Source organism: Rhizobium leguminosarum, from assembly GCF_002953715.1.
Taxonomy (GTDB): Bacteria; Pseudomonadota; Alphaproteobacteria; order Rhizobiales; family Rhizobiaceae; genus Rhizobium; species Rhizobium leguminosarum_V.
In genome coordinates, this window is record NZ_CP025012.1 from 4387429 (window position 1) to 4403321 (window position 15893).

At 60.4% G+C, this 15893-nt stretch carries 13 protein-coding genes; 6 read left to right on the forward strand and 7 right to left on the reverse strand.

The window, feature by feature from the left end; all coding sequences use genetic code 11:
- Window positions 1-189: 189 nt before the first annotated feature.
- On the reverse strand, window positions 190-1380 hold the full coding sequence (locus CUJ84_RS21785; protein WP_105007711.1) for an MFS transporter: 1191 nt from the start codon (window positions 1378-1380) through the stop codon (window positions 190-192).
- 62 nt (window positions 1381-1442) lie between these two features.
- Entirely contained in the window at window positions 1443-2219 is a 777-nt protein-coding gene (locus CUJ84_RS21790) for a DeoR/GlpR family DNA-binding transcription regulator (protein ID WP_027682417.1), read from the reverse strand.
- 212 nt (window positions 2220-2431) lie between these two features.
- Between CUJ84_RS21790 and CUJ84_RS21795 the strand changes: the two genes are divergently transcribed.
- The 4 genes from CUJ84_RS21795 to CUJ84_RS21810 all read left to right on the forward strand — a co-directional run bounded on the left by CUJ84_RS21795 (window position 2432) and on the right by CUJ84_RS21810 (window position 5866).
- Window positions 2432-3301 (forward strand): DMT family transporter, encoded by an 870-nt coding sequence (locus tag CUJ84_RS21795; protein WP_105007712.1) that lies wholly within the window; start codon window positions 2432-2434, stop codon window positions 3299-3301.
- A 150-nt stretch (window positions 3302-3451) separates the two neighbouring features.
- Window positions 3452-4225, forward strand: coding sequence for an amino acid ABC transporter substrate-binding protein (locus tag CUJ84_RS21800; protein ID WP_105008272.1), 774 nt, complete (start codon window positions 3452-3454; stop codon window positions 4223-4225).
- Between the two features lie 202 nt (window positions 4226-4427).
- Window positions 4428-5108 (forward strand): amino acid ABC transporter permease, encoded by a 681-nt coding sequence (locus CUJ84_RS21805; RefSeq protein ID WP_018244073.1) that lies wholly within the window; start codon window positions 4428-4430, stop codon window positions 5106-5108.
- Complete coding sequence (locus CUJ84_RS21810; RefSeq protein ID WP_105007713.1) at window positions 5105-5866, forward strand: amino acid ABC transporter ATP-binding protein; 762 nt, start codon at window positions 5105-5107, stop codon at window positions 5864-5866. Before CUJ84_RS21805 ends, CUJ84_RS21810 begins: the two co-directional genes overlap by 4 nt.
- Before the next feature lie 157 nt (window positions 5867-6023).
- Here CUJ84_RS21810 and CUJ84_RS21820 read toward each other — a convergent pair whose 3' ends face one another.
- The 3 genes from CUJ84_RS21820 to CUJ84_RS21830 form a co-directional block, all read right to left on the reverse strand.
- Complete coding sequence (locus CUJ84_RS21820) at window positions 6024-6596, reverse strand: NADPH-dependent FMN reductase (protein WP_027682413.1); 573 nt, start codon at window positions 6594-6596, stop codon at window positions 6024-6026.
- Window positions 6597-6793: 197 nt separating this feature from the next.
- Window positions 6794-10258, reverse strand: coding sequence for a pyruvate carboxylase (gene pyc, locus CUJ84_RS21825; protein ID WP_105007715.1), 3465 nt, complete (start codon window positions 10256-10258; stop codon window positions 6794-6796).
- A gap of 217 nt (window positions 10259-10475) precedes the next feature.
- The gene (locus CUJ84_RS21830) at window positions 10476-11231 is read right to left on the reverse strand and encodes a helix-turn-helix transcriptional regulator (protein WP_105007716.1); all 756 of its coding nucleotides are present in this window, start codon (window positions 11229-11231) and stop codon (window positions 10476-10478) included.
- A gap of 320 nt (window positions 11232-11551) precedes the next feature.
- Between CUJ84_RS21830 and CUJ84_RS21835 the strand changes: the two genes are divergently transcribed.
- A complete protein-coding gene (locus CUJ84_RS21835) occupies window positions 11552-13315 on the forward strand; it encodes a glucan ABC transporter ATP-binding protein/ permease (RefSeq protein WP_105008273.1) in 1764 nt (587 codons plus the stop codon).
- 83 nt (window positions 13316-13398) lie between these two features.
- Here the strand turns inward: CUJ84_RS21835 and CUJ84_RS21840 are convergent, their stop codons facing one another.
- On the reverse strand, window positions 13399-13695 hold the full coding sequence (locus tag CUJ84_RS21840) for a helix-turn-helix domain-containing protein (protein ID WP_158686953.1): 297 nt from the start codon (window positions 13693-13695) through the stop codon (window positions 13399-13401).
- A gap of 478 nt (window positions 13696-14173) precedes the next feature.
- On the opposite strand from CUJ84_RS21840, the gene CUJ84_RS21855 reads away from it, so the two are divergent.
- Window positions 14174-14527, forward strand: coding sequence for a VOC family protein (locus tag CUJ84_RS21855; RefSeq protein WP_105007719.1), 354 nt, complete (start codon window positions 14174-14176; stop codon window positions 14525-14527).
- Window positions 14528-14576: 49 nt separating this feature from the next.
- Here CUJ84_RS21855 and CUJ84_RS21860 read toward each other — a convergent pair whose 3' ends face one another.
- The gene (locus CUJ84_RS21860) at window positions 14577-15815 is read right to left on the reverse strand and encodes an OpgC family protein (RefSeq protein WP_105007720.1); all 1239 of its coding nucleotides are present in this window, start codon (window positions 15813-15815) and stop codon (window positions 14577-14579) included.
- Between the last annotated feature and the right edge of the window lie 78 nt (window positions 15816-15893).

A 15893-nucleotide genomic window follows, 5' to 3' on the forward strand; every position in this document is an offset into this window, starting at 1 on the left:
TGCACCCCTAAAGCATGTCGCGCAAAAGTGTGCAGCGGTTTTGCGATAACGACATGCGAAAAATAAAAACCTAGAGCGCGAGGAGCAAATCTGAAAGATTGCGACGCGCTTTAGAAACAGTGCTTTTCAGGTGGATCAAGGCCGGCTGCTTGTCAACCGCCCCTGATATCACTTTTGTTGGGAGGCGGCTTAGTGACCGCCTCCGGAGGTCCCATCGGCATAGTGGGCCAGCTTGGAGAGCAGGAGAACGACGAGCAGCAGCACCGGCAGCGCCATGAAAACGACGGCAAAGCCGATATGCTCGGCGACGAAGCCAATCAACGATGGCGCAACCAGCATGCCGGAATAGCCCATGGTCGTGACCACCGAGATGGCGATGCCGGGCTTGAGGCCGGGTATGTTGCCCGCCGCCGAGAAGGCGATCGGCACCATGTTGGAAATGCCGATACCGCAAAAAGCAAAGCCCAGGATGGCAACCTCGGCATTGGGCGCCAGGCCTGCAAGCAGCATGCCGACAATGGCAAACAGCGTGCAGATGCGCAGCGTCTTGACGCCGCCCAGACGGTCGCGCACCAGGTCGCCGGCAAAGCGCATAGTTGCCATGGTCCCCGAAAAGGCTGCGAAACCAAGGCCGGAAAGTGCCACGGATGCATCCATTTCCTGCCGAAGATAAAGCGCGCCCCAGTCCAGAACCGCGCCTTCCGGCACCATGCTGAACAGCGCCATCAGTCCGAGCAGCCAAGGCAGCGGCACCATCGGCAGCTTCGTCTTTTCCTTCTTGGTGTCGGGATGCGGCGGATCCGCAAGGACCATCGGCCAGGCGACGGCAACGAAGATTGCCGCCAGCACCGTCGCCAGTTGCGCATGACCGAGCACGCCGAGTTTGGAGATCACGATGCCGCCGAGACCGGAGCCGATCAGTCCGCCAAGGCTCCAGAAAGCGTGGCAGGAAGACATGATGGCGCGGCGCATGGATTTCTCGACCGAGACCGCATTGGCATTCATCGCCACATCCATTGCGCCGATGAAGCCGCCGAACAGGAAGAGCGAGATTGCCCCGGTGAGCACATTTGGCGAGAGCGTCAATGCCAGCAGCAACGGCAGCACGCAGACGGCCAGGACTTGAACGACGATACGAGAGCCGTGTTTGGCGATCTGCGCACCGGCGATCGGCATCATGACCAGCGAGCCGACGCCGAAGACGAGGATCATCAGCCCAAGCTCGAACTTGGTCAGCGCCAGACGCTCGGCAAAATCCGGGATCTTCGGCGCCCAGCAGCCGACGACAAAACCGTTCATGAGAAAGAGCAGGGAAACCGCCGCTCTGCTTCTGGTAATGAAGCCGCTCCGGGCTCCCGGCGCACTTACATGACTGTCCATTTCGGTCTTTCCTCATTCCCGGGCTTGCTTGGCCCGGTTTCCCTAAACTCTATGACGTCGCCTCAGTTCGTTTTCTCGGCGAGAACAGTCCTGCATCCGCGCTCGCGATAACGGGCGAGAATGGCCGGATCGGCATCGTGCTCGACGACCAGGCATTCGCAATGCGCAACCGGCAGGATGCTATGGGGGGCAGCGGTGCCGAATTTCTCCGAGGTTGCAGCCACCAACACCCTTTTGCTCCTGGATGTCGCAAACCGCTTGAACTCCGCATCCTCGAAGCCGAACACCGTGATGCCGGCCTCGAGATCGACGCCGCAGGCGCCGAGAATGCAAAGATCGGGCGAAATCTGCTCCATGTCCCGCAAGGCCTTGGCGCCGAGCGCACCGCCCGTCTGCCGGTCCACCATTCCGCCGATCAGGATGACGTTGACGGCAGGCTTGTCGATCAGCGCTGCGGCAATCGCCGGCGCATTCGTCGCAGCCGTCAGTGCAAGTTCGGCCGGCAATGCGTTGGCAATCGCCAGATTGGTGCTGCCGGCATCGAAGAACACGGTCGAGCCGGCGGCAATCTGCTTTGCTGCAGCGCGCGCCAGCGCCTGTTTCCGGTCAGCGGCAAAGCCGATGCGCTGCGTCAGGCTTCCGTGCGCCGGCGAGACCGGTAATGCACCGCCATAGACCCGCTCGCAGAGCCCTGCCGCTGCCATCTCGCGCAGGTCCCGCCGCACCGTATCCTCGGAGACGCCGAATTCGAGCGCAAGCTCCGTCGCCAGCACGCGACCATTCAGCCGCAGCCTCTCGGAAATCACGCCTTGGCGCTCTCGCAACAGAAAATCCTGCATGTTTCTACCGGGTCCGTAGCTTACAAATTAAAAACGTGCATAAACGCTTACGATCATGCAGGCAATATGCACGGTCACACGTTTTCTGACGTTTGGAAATAAAGCTCCACGACCGGAAGGAATAAGCCCTATTGACCGCTCCGGGAGGCGGGAATATCGATTAGTCATTCCCGATTCCCGCCGGCATATCCGCCACCTGGTGCGTTCTCCCCGTGAAAAACTCCGTCAGCCTGGGCATCCTGCTCACGACCGTCGCCTATATGGCGTTCACCTTCCATGACGCGATCATCAAGATCCTGGCTTCAAGCATTCCTGTCTGGCAGATCCTGTTTTTCCGCAGTCTTACCATCCTCGTCGGTTGTCTCGCCTATGGTCGCGGCAAGCTCGTCCATCAGACGATGACATCACCGATCGTCAAGCCGATGATCGCCCGCAGTATCCTTCTGCTCTGCGCCTGGCTTTCCTATTATTCCGCCGCAAGCCGCCTGCAGCTTGCCGAAGTGACCACGCTTTATTACGCCGCACCTGTCGTCGGCACCTTGCTGGCTTGGTTCATCCTGAAGGAGAAGGTCACGCCGACGCGTTGGCTGGCCGTCGGCGTCGGTTTCGTCGGCGTCCTTATCGCCTGCAATCCGATCGGCCTCACCATCTCCTGGCCGGTCTATCTGGCGCTGCAGGCAGCCGTGCTCTGGGCCTCCGCCATGGTGCTGCTGCGCAAGAACTCGCTGCACGAGAAGACCATTATCCAGCTCACCGTTTCCAACGTCTTTTTTCTTGCCGTGACCGGCATTGCCGTGATCTGGACATGGCAGACCCCGGATATGACGCAGCTCGCGCTCCTCATTGCCACCGGCGTCGTTGCCGGCTGCGCGCAGTTCGCCCTTTTCGAAGGCATGCGTCGGGCGCCTGTCTCCGTGCTTGCGCCATTCGAATATACCTCTCTCGTCTGGGCCTTCCTCTTGGGTTATCTGATCTGGGCCGACATCCCCACGCCCAATGTGGTCGTCGGCGCAGCCATGATCCTCGGCGCCGGATTGATCATCATCGTCAGCGAAAAACTGCGCCGCCGCGTCACCGCCTGATGCCTGTTTCGGCAGGATTCATGGTTCGAGCGGCCGTTTGAGAAAAATATTTGCAGTTGCTGCTTTTATTCGCAGTTTTCTACGCTTCCGGTGCCGTAATTTTCTGCCAACTATCGCCATCCGAAACACCTCCCAAGGATGGATGAAACAATGATCTGGTTGAAAACCGTCGCCGCCGCCGCCTTCATTCAGGCTGCGGCCCTCCTGCCCGCCCATGCCGGTGAAAACCTCGCCGCCATCAAAACGGCCGGCGTCTTCAAGATCGGCACCGAAGGCACCTATGCGCCCTTCACCTATCATGACGAAAGCGGCAAGCTCGTCGGCTTCGACGTCGAGATCGGCGAAGCGATCGCCGCCAAGCTCGGCGTCAAGGCCGAGTTCGTCGAAGGCAAGTGGGATGGCCTGATTGCCGGCCTCGATGCCAAGCGCTACGACACCGTCATCAACCAGGTCGGCATCACTGAAACCCGCAAGCAGAAATATGATTTCTCCGAACCCTATATCGCCTCCAAGGCAGTGCTGATCGCCCGCGACGGCGACGACAGCATCAAGTCCTTCGCTGACCTGAAGGGCAAGAAGGCCGCCCAGTCGCTGACCAGCAACTTCGGCAAGCTTGCAACCGAAGCCGGTGCCGAGCTCGTCGGCACCGACGGTTTCGATCAATCGATCCAGCTGGTGCTGACCAAACGCGCCGACGCCACGATCAACGACAGCCTCTCCTTTCTCGATTTCAAGAAGCACAAGCCGGACGCGCCGGTGAAGATCGTCGCCGAGCAGGAAAATGCCGATTACTCCGGCGTCATCATCCGCAAGAACGAGCCGGAGCTTCTCGCCGAAATCAACAAGGCGCTTGCCGACATCAAGGCCGACGGCACTTACAAGAAGATCGCCGACAAGTATTTCGGCCAGGACGTTTCCAAGTAAGTTCAATTGAATAAAACTCTCCTCCCCACAAGGGGGGAGGGGCTTAGCCGGGACTGCCTCATCTTCAAATAATCGTTTCGGCCTGCCGCTTGGTCGCTATTTCTTGCGAGACGGCACCTGGATAAGTCCCTCCCCCTTGTGGGGAGGGGTTGGGGAGGGGTATTTCGAGATATCACGACCCAACCGACGAGAGGGAACTCCCTTGGCGCACTGGCTCCAACTGATGGCGGAATCGCTGCCCTCGCTCCTGTGGGCGGGGCTGATCTTCACCATTCCGCTGACCCTGCTATCCTTCGTCTTCGGCCTGGCCCTCGGGCTCGCCACCGCGATCGCCCGGCTCTTCGGGCCGATGCCGCTTTCGGCCATCGCCCGCTTCTATGTCTGGGTCATCCGCGGCACGCCGCTGCTCGTACAGCTCTTCGTTATCTTCTACGGCCTGCCGAGCCTCGGCATCCTGCTTGATGCCTTTCCGGCCGCCCTCATCGGCTTCACGCTGAATATCGGCGCCTACAGCTCCGAGATCATCCGCGCGGTCATTTCCTCAGTGCCAAAGGGCCAGTGGGAAGCCGCCTATTCGATCGGCATGAGCTGGCGCCAGGCGATGAGCCGCACCATCCTGCCGCAGGCCGCCCGCGTCGCCGTGCCACCTTTGTCGAACACCTTCATCTCGCTGGTCAAAGACACCTCGCTTGCCGCCGCCATTACCGTGCCTGAGCTCTTCCAGGCGGCGCAGCGCATCGTCGCGACCACCTATGAGCCGCTGATCCTCTATATTGAGGCGGCGCTGATCTATCTCGTCCTGAGCTCCGTCCTTTCGCAGCTGCAGGTGCGGCTGGAACGCCGCTTCGCGCGTTATGGCGGCATGCTGGAGGCAAATGCATGATCGAGCTTTCCAACATCGAAAAACGCTTCGGCGACGCCGTCATCCTCAAGGATATCAGCATCCGTATTCCCGAAGGCAGCGTCACCGCGCTGGTCGGGCCTTCGGGCGGCGGCAAGAGCACGCTGCTGCGCTGCATCAACCTGCTCGAAATTCCGACCGCCGGCTCCATCCGCCTCGGAGAGGAAACGCTGGCCTTCGCCCCGGGCAAACGAACGAGCTGGTCGGCGATCCAGAAGATACGCCGCCAGACCGGCATGGTCTTCCAGAATTTCCAGCTCTTCCCGCATCAAACCGCGATCGAGAATGTCATGGAAGGCCTGGTGACAGTCCTGAGATGGCCGAGGGAAAAAGCGCGCGAGCGTGCGATGGAATTGCTGACCAAGGTCGGCATGACCCACAAGGCCGATGCCTGGCCTTCGACACTATCGGGCGGCCAGCAGCAGCGCGTCGCTATCGCCCGGGCGCTGGCGCCGTCGCCGCGTGTGCTTCTGTGTGACGAGCCGACATCCGCCCTCGATCCCGAGCTTTCGGCCGAAGTGGTCGATGTACTCGGCAAGCTTGCCAGCGAAGGCACGACGATGGTGATGGCGACCCACGATCTCCGGCTCGCCTCGAAGATCGCCAATGACGTGGTTTTCCTGGAAGCCGGGAGCGTCGTGGAAACGGGCAGCGCCAGAGCAATCTTCAGTGCGCCGGAGCGCGAACGCACCAAACGTTTCATCTCGACGATCAACGCCGCCCATACTTACGATATCTGAGCTAGAGCATGAAGCCGAAAAGTGTGAGCGGTTTTCGGACGACATCATGCTCTATTTCTTTGATTTAGATCCGGATTCAGATTTTAGGCCGACCTGGCCTAAAATCATCCGGATCTAATGCCGGGATGCGAACATCCCGGCATTGCTGGAACTCCAATCAGGAGGCCGTGACGACCGAGCGCGCAGCCTTCAGCGCATTGCCCCACCAGGTGAGCTGGTCGAGCTGGTTCTTCGCCGCTTCGTTGAGATGCGCGTAATCGCTGAGGCTCTTGCCTTCCTTGAGGACGCCGAGATATTCGCCAAGCGCGATATGCACGCCCGTTTTCACCGAAGCCGCACCCATTTCCACGAAGATCAGGCGAAGATGCTCGACCGCACGTGCGCCGCCGACGCCGCCGTAACCGACGAAACCGACCGGTTTGTGGATGAACTCGCCGAGGTCGATGGCGTTCTTCAGAACCGCCGTCGGAGCGTGATTGTACTCGGCAACGGTGAAAATGAAGCCGTCGAATTCACGCAGCTTCTTTTTCCAGCGCTCTGCCGTTTCGCTTTCAGCGGTCGTGGCACGCTGCTCACCGAAAAAATGCATGGGGTAGTCGAGCAGGTCGAGAACCTCGACCTCGATGTCCTGGCGCTCGGCGGCGATAGCGGCAATCCACTTGGCCGGATGCTCGGAAAAACGGCCAATACGCGTGCTGCCGACGATGACGGCAATCTTCAATTTGCTCATGGAGATGATTTCCTGATGGCTCTTGGGGGCGGGTGGTAAGAGTGCAAGTCTATGAGAAAGCCTCCGCGCCGGGCAAGGCGCGAAGGCTGCGGACATTCGAAAAATCAGCTTTTTGACAGGCCGATCGTACACAATCGAGTGAATGGAGCCGGCTCGCAAAGTCGGCTGATGGGCGTCTTTGCGAGGATGGCCGCCATTCAACCTGCGTAGACGACGAGCAGGTCCTTGGCGTCGATCTGGTCGCCGGCCCGCACCAGCACCTCGGAAATGGTGCCGTCCTTTTCCGCATGCAGCGCCGTTTCCATCTTCATCGCCTCGATCGAGACCAGCACGTCGCCGGCATTGACGGCCTGGCCGGGAGAGACGAAGACACGGCTGATGACACCCGGCATCGGCGCGCCGACATGAACGGCATTGCCCGGCTCCGCCTTGCGGCGGACGGCCGCACCTGTCGCCCCATGGGCCCGGTCAGGCACCTTGATGCGGCGCGGCTGGCCGTTGAGCTCGAAGAAGATGGTCACCATGCCCTGGCTGTCGGTGGCGCTCATCGCCTGATTGACGATGACGAGCGTCTTGCCGCGCTCGATATCGGCAAACAGTTCCTCGCCGTCCTTGAGACCGTAGAAATAGGCGGGCGTCGGCAGCACCGAGACCGGGCCGTAGGTATCGGAGGCGAGCGCGAAGTCGGTGAAGACCTTCGGATACATCAGGTAGGAAGCGAATTCGAAGTCGCTGATCTCGCGTTCGAGCTTCGTCTCGATGACTTTACGCTCCGCATCGAGATCGGCCTCCTTGAGCAGTGAGCCGGGACGCACGGTATAGGGCTTGTCGCCCTTCAGCGCCTTCTTCTGCAGCGCTTCGGGCCATCCTGACGGCGGCTGGCCGAGATCGCCTTTCAGCATCGAGACCACCGATTCCGGGAAGGAGACTTCCTTGTCAGGGCTGACGACGTCGGCAACCGTCAGGTCCTGGGACACCATCATCAGCGCCATGTCGCCGACGACCTTGGAAGACGGCGTCACCTTGACGATATCGCCGAACATCTGGTTGGCGTCGGCATAGGCCTGTGCCACCTGATGCCAGCGGGTCTCGAGGCCGAGCGAGCGGGCCTGTTCCTTGAGGTTGGTGAACTGGCCGCCCGGCATTTCGTGCAGATAGACTTCGGATGCCGGACCCTTCAGATCGCTTTCGAAGGCGGCATACTGGTTACGCGCCGCTTCCCAATAGAAGGAGATACGGCGGATCCATTCCGGATCGAGGCCCGGATCACGCTCCGTACCGCGCAACGCCTCGACAATCGAACCGAGACAGGGCTGCGAGGTATTGCCGGAAAGCGCATCCATGGCTGCATCGACGGCATCGACGCCGGCATCGACAGCGGCAAGAACGGTTGCGGCTGCAATACCCGATGTATCATGCGTGTGGAAATGGATCGGCAGGCTGGTCGCCTCGCGCAGCGCCTTGAACAGAACCTTCGCAGCCGCAGGCTTGAGGAGCCCCGCCATATCCTTGAGCGCAATGATATGCGCGCCGGCCTTCTCGAGCTCAACCGCAAGGTCGGTATAGTATTTCAGATCGTATTTCGGACGGGCCGAGTTCAGGATATCGCCGGTATAGCAGATCGCTGCCTCGCAGAGCTTGTTCTCCTCGGCAATGGCATCCATAGAGACGCGCATGTTCTCGACCCAGTTCAGGCAATCGAACACGCGGAAGAGATCGATACCGCCCCTGGCCGCCTGGCGGACGAAATATTTGACGACATTGTCGGGATAATTGGTGTAGCCGACGCCGTTGGCGCCGCGCAGCAGCATCTGCAGCAGAAGGTTCGGTGCGCCCTCGCGGATCAGCGCCAGGCGCTCCCACGGGTCCTCTGTCAGAAAGCGCATGGAGACGTCGAAGGTCGCTCCGCCCCAGCATTCGAGCGACAAAAGGCCTGGCAGCGCATGCGCATAAGTGCCGGCGATACGGGCGATGTCATAGGTGCGCATACGGGTGGCGAGCAGCGACTGGTGGCCATCGCGCATCGTTGTGTCAGTCAAAAGCACGCGCTTTTCGTTGCGCATCCATTCGCCGAATTTTTTCGGGCCGAGCGTGTCGAGAAGCTGCTTCGTGCCATCCTTGACCGTATTGCCGTTGGCATAGGGAACCACCGGCTCGGCTGCGTTTTCCAACGGGCTCGGCCTATCCTTGGCCTCGGGATGGCCATTGACGGTAACGTCGGCGAGATAGGTCAGGAGCTTCGTGGCGCGATCCTGGCGCTTCACCTGCTGGAAGAGCTCCGGCGTCGTGTCGATGAAGCGTGTCGTGTAGCTGTTATCCCGGAACTTCGGATGGCCGATGATCGCTTCGAGGAAGGTCAGGTTGGTTGCCACGCCGCGAATACGGAATTCGCGCAGCGCACGATCCATGCGGGCGATCGCTTCGGACGGATTGGGCGCCCATGCCGTGACCTTGACGAGAAGCGGATCATAAAAGCGGGTGATGATGGCGCCCGAATAGGAGGTGCCGCCATCGAGGCGGATGCCGAAACCGGACGCCGAGCGATAGGCGGTGATGCGGCCGTAATCCGGAATGAAATTGTGCTCCGGGTCTTCCGTGGTGATGCGGCACTGCAGTGCATGGCCGTTAAGGCGGATATCCTCCTGCCGCGGCACGCCCGATTCCGCCGTGCCGATCGCAAAACCGTCCAGAATGTGGATCTGCGCCTTGACGATGTCGATGCCGGTGACGACTTCGGTCACCGTATGCTCGACCTGGATGCGCGGATTGACCTCGATGAAGTAAAATTTTCCGGTATCGGCATCCATCAGATATTCGACGGTACCGGCGCCGATATAATTGGTCGCGGCTGCGATCTTCAGCGAGTAGGCGGCGAGTTCCTGGCGCTGCGCCTCCGAGAGATAGGGCGCCGGCGCGCGCTCGACGACTTTCTGGTTGCGGCGCTGGATCGAGCAGTCACGCTCGAAGAGATGCACGACATTGCCGTGCGTATCGCCGAGAACCTGGCTTTCGACATGGCGGGCGCGCTCGACGAGCTTTTCCAGATACACCTCGTCCTTGCCGAAGGCCGCCATCGCCTCGCGTTTGGCTTCCGTCACCTCGCGGGCAAGATCCTTTGGATCGCGGATCGCGCGCATGCCGCGTCCGCCGCCGCCCCAGGAAGCCTTCAGCATCACGGGGTAGCCGATTTGTTCCGCCATCTTCGCCACTTCGGCCATGTCCTCCGGCAGAGGCCCGGTGGCCGGCACCACAGGCACGCCGACCGAGATCGCCAGGTTGCGCGCCGCGACCTTGTTGCCGAGCTGGCGCATCGTATCGGCCTTCGGGCCGATGAAGATGATACCGGCCTTGTTGCAGGCATCGACGAATTCGGGGCTTTCCGACAGCAGGCCGTAGCCAGGATGGATGGCATCGGCGCCGGAGAGTTTCGCGACGCGGATCACCTCTTCGATCGACAGATAACTCTCGATCGGACCCATGTCCTTGGAAAGATGCGGGCCGCGGCCGACCTGGTAGCTCTCGTCCGCCTTAAACCGGTGCAGCGCCAGCTTGTCCTCTTCCGCCCAGATCGCCACGGTTTTTATTCCAAGCTCGTTGGCCGCGCGGAACACGCGAATGGCAATTTCGGAGCGGTTGGCAACGAGAATCTTGGAAATGGGCAAAACGGTCTCCTCAGACGTTCAGGCGCGGGCAATGCTGCACCCGCGAAGAAAATTCTTAACTTCTTGTTACAGAAAGTTCAATTTCTCTTGCGACTGCGAAATGCAATTTCTCGCCATGCTGGAGCAACTCCAGGAAAAGTGCGAATCGGTTTTCCGTCTGGAGTTGCGTAAAAATGAAAACCAGATCGATTTCGCTTCGATGAGAAGCGGAATCGATCTAACTTATCAGGCCGTGGCGGAAGGCAAGCGCCACCGCCTGCTGCCTGTTTTTCGCCTTCAGTTTATCCTGCAGACCGTTCATATACCAATCGACCGTGTGGTTTGAGATCTTCAGCATCTTGCTGATCTCCATCGAAGTCATGCCTTCGGCGAGATAATGCAGGATTTCCATCTCGCGCCGCGTCAGCGGCGTGTCCGCAGGCAGGACGGTTTCCAGCGCCTGCGTCTCGCCTTTCAGATCGAGCAACCGCCAGAAGGCCTTGCGCGCCACCGCCTCCAACAATGCGATCTCCACCGGCGACAACTCGATCGGCTTGCCGGCGAGACTGAGGCTGGCGAGAGTGCCGTTGCGTCCGTGGATCGGAAAGATGTAGCCGTCCTCCAGTCCATGGCCGAAGGCATCGACCATCATCTGCTCCATACGGCGCTGATGCGCATCCTTGTGGAAGGCCGCCATCGCCTGCCGCCAGCGGAAAGGCCGCTGCGCGTGGGCGAGATAGCGCAGCATCGGATCGATCAGAGCATATTTTTTCGCGGCATATATCTGCGGCCATTGTTCCGGCCAGCGGCCGGCAAGCGCCGCCGCCCAGGGCTCTGGATTCGGCTGTACCGGATTCTGCGGCAAATGGCGCAGCAGACCGTAATATTCGAAACCACAACCGTAGAGGATCTGCTCCAGCTCGGTGACGACGGCTTCAGGATTTGAGCATTCTTCCAGAATTACAAGTAATTGAATTAACGAATTAATATTCACAAAAATGCCCCTTGCCCGGACCTGATGCCTGCATGAGGCCGTCGGCGGCTGGTCAAACTGGTCGCGAAACGGTCTTCTTCAATAAATGCAGTCTGTAATTTAATGCTGTGCTAAACATTTAATAAAATGCAAGCGCAAATTGTTGCGAGATATGGCCAGACGGCAATTTCGGCGTCATGGCCACTCGTCGCATCCTGCCATAATACGATCGCGGCAATCATCACATCGATTGAACCCTGAATACTCCGTTAATCGCCCGTTCAGGTAACCTTTTGTAGCATCGCATCATCCCGTTTTCGCAGATGCACAAGAGGTTCGACGTGACGCTATTCAAGGTCTATGCAAGGGCTCTGCGCTATCTTGGCGCCTACAAGCTGCGCGTATCCCTAGTCGTTGTCGCAAACATTGTTCTTGCGACGATCACCATCGCGGAGCCGATCCTGTTCGGTCGCATTATCGATGCGATTTCGGGCAAGGGTGAGGTCAAGCCCATCCTCTTCATGTGGGCGACTTTCGCCGTCTTCAACACCATTGCCTTCGTCCTGGTGGCCCGCGAGGCCGACAGGCTGGCCCATGGCCGGCGAGCGACACTGTTGACGGAAGCCTTCGGCCGCATCATTTCCATGCCACTCGGCTGGCACCATCAGCGCGGCACCTCCAACGCGCTGCATACATTGCTGCGCGCCTGCGAGACGCTGTTCGGCCTCTGGCTGGAATTCATGCGCAACCATCTGTCGACGGTCATCGCGCTTGCCCTTCTGATACCGACCGCAATGTCGATGGACCTGCGCCTTTCCGGCGTACTCATGGTGCTCGCCATCGCCTACTGGCTGATCGGCCGCGTCGTCATGAGCCGCACCAAGGATGGCCAAGCTTCGGTCGAGAACCATTATCACACCGTCTTCTCGCATGTCAGCGACTCGATCAGCAACGTTTCGGTCCTGCACAGCTATAACCGCATCGAGGCCGAAACCAGGGCGCTGAAATCCTTCGCCGACCGTCTGCTCGAAGCTCAGTATCCGGTGCTCGACTGGTGGGCGATCGCCAGCGCACTGAACCGCATGGCGTCGACCATTGCGATGATGGTGGTCCTGATCATCGGCACCATGCTCGTCCAGGCCGGCCAGTTGCGCGTCGGCGACGTCATCGCCTTCATCGGCTTCGCCAACCTTCTCATCGGCCGTCTCGACCTGATGCGTCAGTTCGCTACGCAGATTTTCGAGGCCCGTTCCAAGCTCGAGGAATTCTATGCGCTGGAAGACTCGGTGCGTGAACGTGAAGAGCCGGCCGGCAACGGCGAGATCAAGGACGTCAGGGGTGCGATCGAATTCCGCGACGTCTCCTTCGGATTCGGCAACAGCTCGCAGGGCCTGCATAACGTCTCCTTCTCGGTGAAGGCAGGCCAGACAGTCGCGATCGTCGGTCCGACCGGCGCCGGCAAGACGACGCTCGTCAACCTGCTGCAGCGTGTCTACGATGCCCAGGGCGGCAAGATCCTCGTCGACGGCACCGATATCACCAAGGTCACCCGCAAGTCGCTGCGTCGCCACATCGCTACCGTCTTCCAGGATGCGGGCCTGCTGAACCGTTCGATCAGCGACAATATCCGCCTGGGTCGTGAAGGCGCCAGCGAAGAGGAAATGCGCCGTGCGGCCGAAGCCGCTGCCGCCGCCGACTTCATCGAGACCCGTGAGGATCGCTACGATACGCATGTCGGTGAACGCGGCAACAAGCTCTCCGGCGGCGAGCGCCAGCGCATCGCGATTGCCCGCGCCATTCTGAAGGACGCGCCGATCCTGGTGCTCGACGAGGCGACCTCGGCGCTCGACGTCGAAACCGAAGCCCGCGTCAAGGCCGCAATCGACAACCTGCGCCAGAACCGCACCACCTTCATCATCGCTCACCGCCTGTCGACGGTCCGCGAAGCCGATATGGTGCTCTTCCTGGATGACGGCCGTGTCGTCGAACAGGGCAGCTTCGACGAACTCAGCCACAGCAACGGCCGCTTCGCCGCCCTGCTGCGCGCCAGCGGCATCCTGACGGACGAAGAGGTCCGCAAGGCCCATACCACCGAAGCCGCCTGATCGGCTCGGGTTTCAAGATAAAGGCCGGAAGGGTACTCCTTCCGGCCTTTTTGTTTGCTCTGGGACCTGGCAGGCGTTCCGGGTCAGATTGAAGCATTCGGTTGGTCCAAACGGAGCCAGATGGTCGAGCGGCCGACCCCCGTCGTCGCCGACGGCGGCTCGGTCCAGAGATCCTGCAACCGCATGCTCGAGATCGGCTCCCGTGCACCGTGGGTGGCATGCGGCCGGTGGGAGCAGTCCCCTCCTACCGGCTCACCCGCCCGCAGGCGCCTCAGCCAGACATAGCCCGTCTGTCGGGTGATGCCGTGGCGCTGGCAAAGCTCAGATACGTTCTCCCCCTCAAGCGCTGCCAGCCGGCAGAATTCCAAACGCTCGTCCACAATCGACCTCGGCCGCTAGAGCCTTTCCTGGTCAGATTGAAACATTCTGTTGGCTCAAGCGGAGTCGGATGCTCGATCGGCCGGCGCGCATCGTAGCCTGGCTCTACGGCATAGCCGGCCGGTTGAGGCAAATCTGCAAGACCTAGAATCGCCGGAGGCACCCTATTGCTTCGCATGGCGAAGCAGTGCGGCCGGTGGGCGGGTATCTTTCCACCAGGGCAGAGGCGATCGGCTCAGGCGGAATGCTTCAATCTGACCGGGGAAAGGCTCTAAACCATGGCGACCTCCCGAGAAATCATCACGGAAGTGTCAGGCATGTCTCCGAACATCTGTCAGTATGTATCAAGGCCGTGGGGGAGATGCCCGGCATGGCCGACGGGTATCCGACGCCGCAACGTCTCCGCAGGACTTGGACGATTGATCCCCTCGCCGATCTTCCCTAACCTCCGCCGGTCGAAGAGCAACGGGGAGCGAAGCCATGAAGGTCCTGCGCATCGTCGCCAATATTCAGGCACCGGATATCACCCTGGCCCGGCGTTTCTATCAGGATATCCTCGGTCTTGACGTCATCATGGATCACGGCTGGATCACGACGTTCGGCGCCCCGCGCTCGATGAACGTTCAGCTCAGCATCGCCAGCGAAGGCGGTTCGGGAACGGAGGTGCCCGCCCTCTCGATCGAGGTCGACGATCTCGATGCTGCTTTCGCGGCGATGTCGGCCTCAGGCTTCCCGATCGAGTACGGCCCCGCCGAGGAGCCTTGGGGCGTCAGGCGCTTCTATGTGCGCGATCCCTTCGGCAAGCTGGTGAACATCCTCGTTCATAAAAATTGAGCCGGCGGCCATCGGCCACCGGCTCCTTTATCTCGGGTAAATCCGAGCCCTATTTCCGATCGTTCTGGCGATAGGCATTTGCCGTCCCGCCAATGCGGACGGGAACGGGGATAGAGGCGGTATCGGCGACAAGTTTCCCCTTGAGCCTGCCCTGCTGGCGCTTGCGCTCGAGATAGTAGGCATAGGCGAATTGTGTCGCGACCCCAGCGATCACGAAGAGCGGACCCGCCAGTTGGTCCTTGTTGGTGATGTAGAGCACCACCTGGCCGATCATGGCGAGAATCGTGCCGGCGACGAAGATGTTCAGCGAGTGGCGGCCGAGGATCGTCAGCGGATGGTCCGCAGGACGGCGCAGGATACGCGAGAGTGCCGGGATGCTGATAACGAGATAGGTCAGCGCCAGCACATGCAGCAGCCGCGGCAGCGACAGGAAAGTCTTGTCGAAGCCGGTGATGACAGGCGGCAGGCCAAGTGCTGCCAGCGAGTTGCCGAAAATCCAGAGATGGCCGGTCACCCAGATGAAGGACAGCATGACGTACCCGGCAGCGGCCGTCAGCAGCAGCGGATGCTGCGGGATCGTGCCGCCGCGCTTGATATGCAGCATCGAGACGATGCCGATCGAAAACAGGAACTGCCAGGAGAGCGGATTGAGGAACCAGTAGCCCTCGATCAGCATGTTGTGCGGCGCCACTTCGTAGATGCCCGCAAGCAGCCAGACCGTGCCCGAGACGCCGAGCGCCAGCCACGGGCTCCGCGCATTCAAGAACAGGATGATTGGCACCATCAGCATCAGCGCCCCGTACATCGGCAGGATATTGTTGTAGCCGATCTGGTGGCCGAGCAGGAGCAGCGCCGGAATGCCTTCCTTCAGGTTCATCAGAACCGCCAGGATATTGATTTCGACCAGCAACCCCGGCCTATGAAACAGCCAGGCACCGCAGATGAAGAGCGCCAGCGTCATGAAGGTGGTAATCATATGGGCGAGATAGAGCGTGAAGGCGCGCTTTGCCGCCTTGATCGCCACCGTGAGCCGGTTGCCCGGCTGGAAACGGCCCCCATAGGCAAGGCCGACAGCAATGCCCGAGATCAGCACGAAGGCCTCGGCGGCATCGGAGAAACCGAAATTCTTCGTCGTCACATATTCAAAGATTTGTCCGGGAACATGATTGATGAAGATCATGATCAGGGCCACGCCGCGCAAGACGTCGAGCCTCGTGTCGCGCACTTGCGCAGCTGCGGATAGGGAGCTGCGCCCCGTGACGATGGCTTGGGTCGGCGTGCTTGCCATTGGTCTCTCCTTATTATCCGATTTGCAAACGCGACGACGGCCAAAAGGGTTCCCTTTTGGCCGTCGCGAATCGCCGTG

Bases quoted from the DNA above. Each gene is read 5' to 3' on its own strand.
- CUJ84_RS21785 (WP_105007711.1), bottom strand. From the start codon at position 1,380: ATGGACAGTCATGTAAGTGCGCCGGGAGCCCGGAGCGGCTTCATTACC.
- CUJ84_RS21790 (WP_027682417.1), bottom strand. From the start codon at position 2,219: ATGCAGGATTTTCTGTTGCGAGAGCGCCAAGGCGTGATTTCCGAGAGG.
- CUJ84_RS21860 (WP_105007720.1), bottom strand. From the start codon at position 15,815: ATGGCAAGCACGCCGACCCAAGCCATCGTCACGGGGCGCAGCTCCCTA.
- CUJ84_RS21820 (WP_027682413.1), bottom strand. From the start codon at position 6,596: ATGAGCAAATTGAAGATTGCCGTCATCGTCGGCAGCACGCGTATTGGC.
- CUJ84_RS21810 (WP_105007713.1), top strand. From the start codon at position 5,105: ATGATCGAGCTTTCCAACATCGAAAAACGCTTCGGCGACGCCGTCATC.
- CUJ84_RS21800 (WP_105008272.1), top strand. From the start codon at position 3,452: ATGATCTGGTTGAAAACCGTCGCCGCCGCCGCCTTCATTCAGGCTGCG.
- CUJ84_RS21855 (WP_105007719.1), top strand. From the start codon at position 14,174: ATGAAGGTCCTGCGCATCGTCGCCAATATTCAGGCACCGGATATCACC.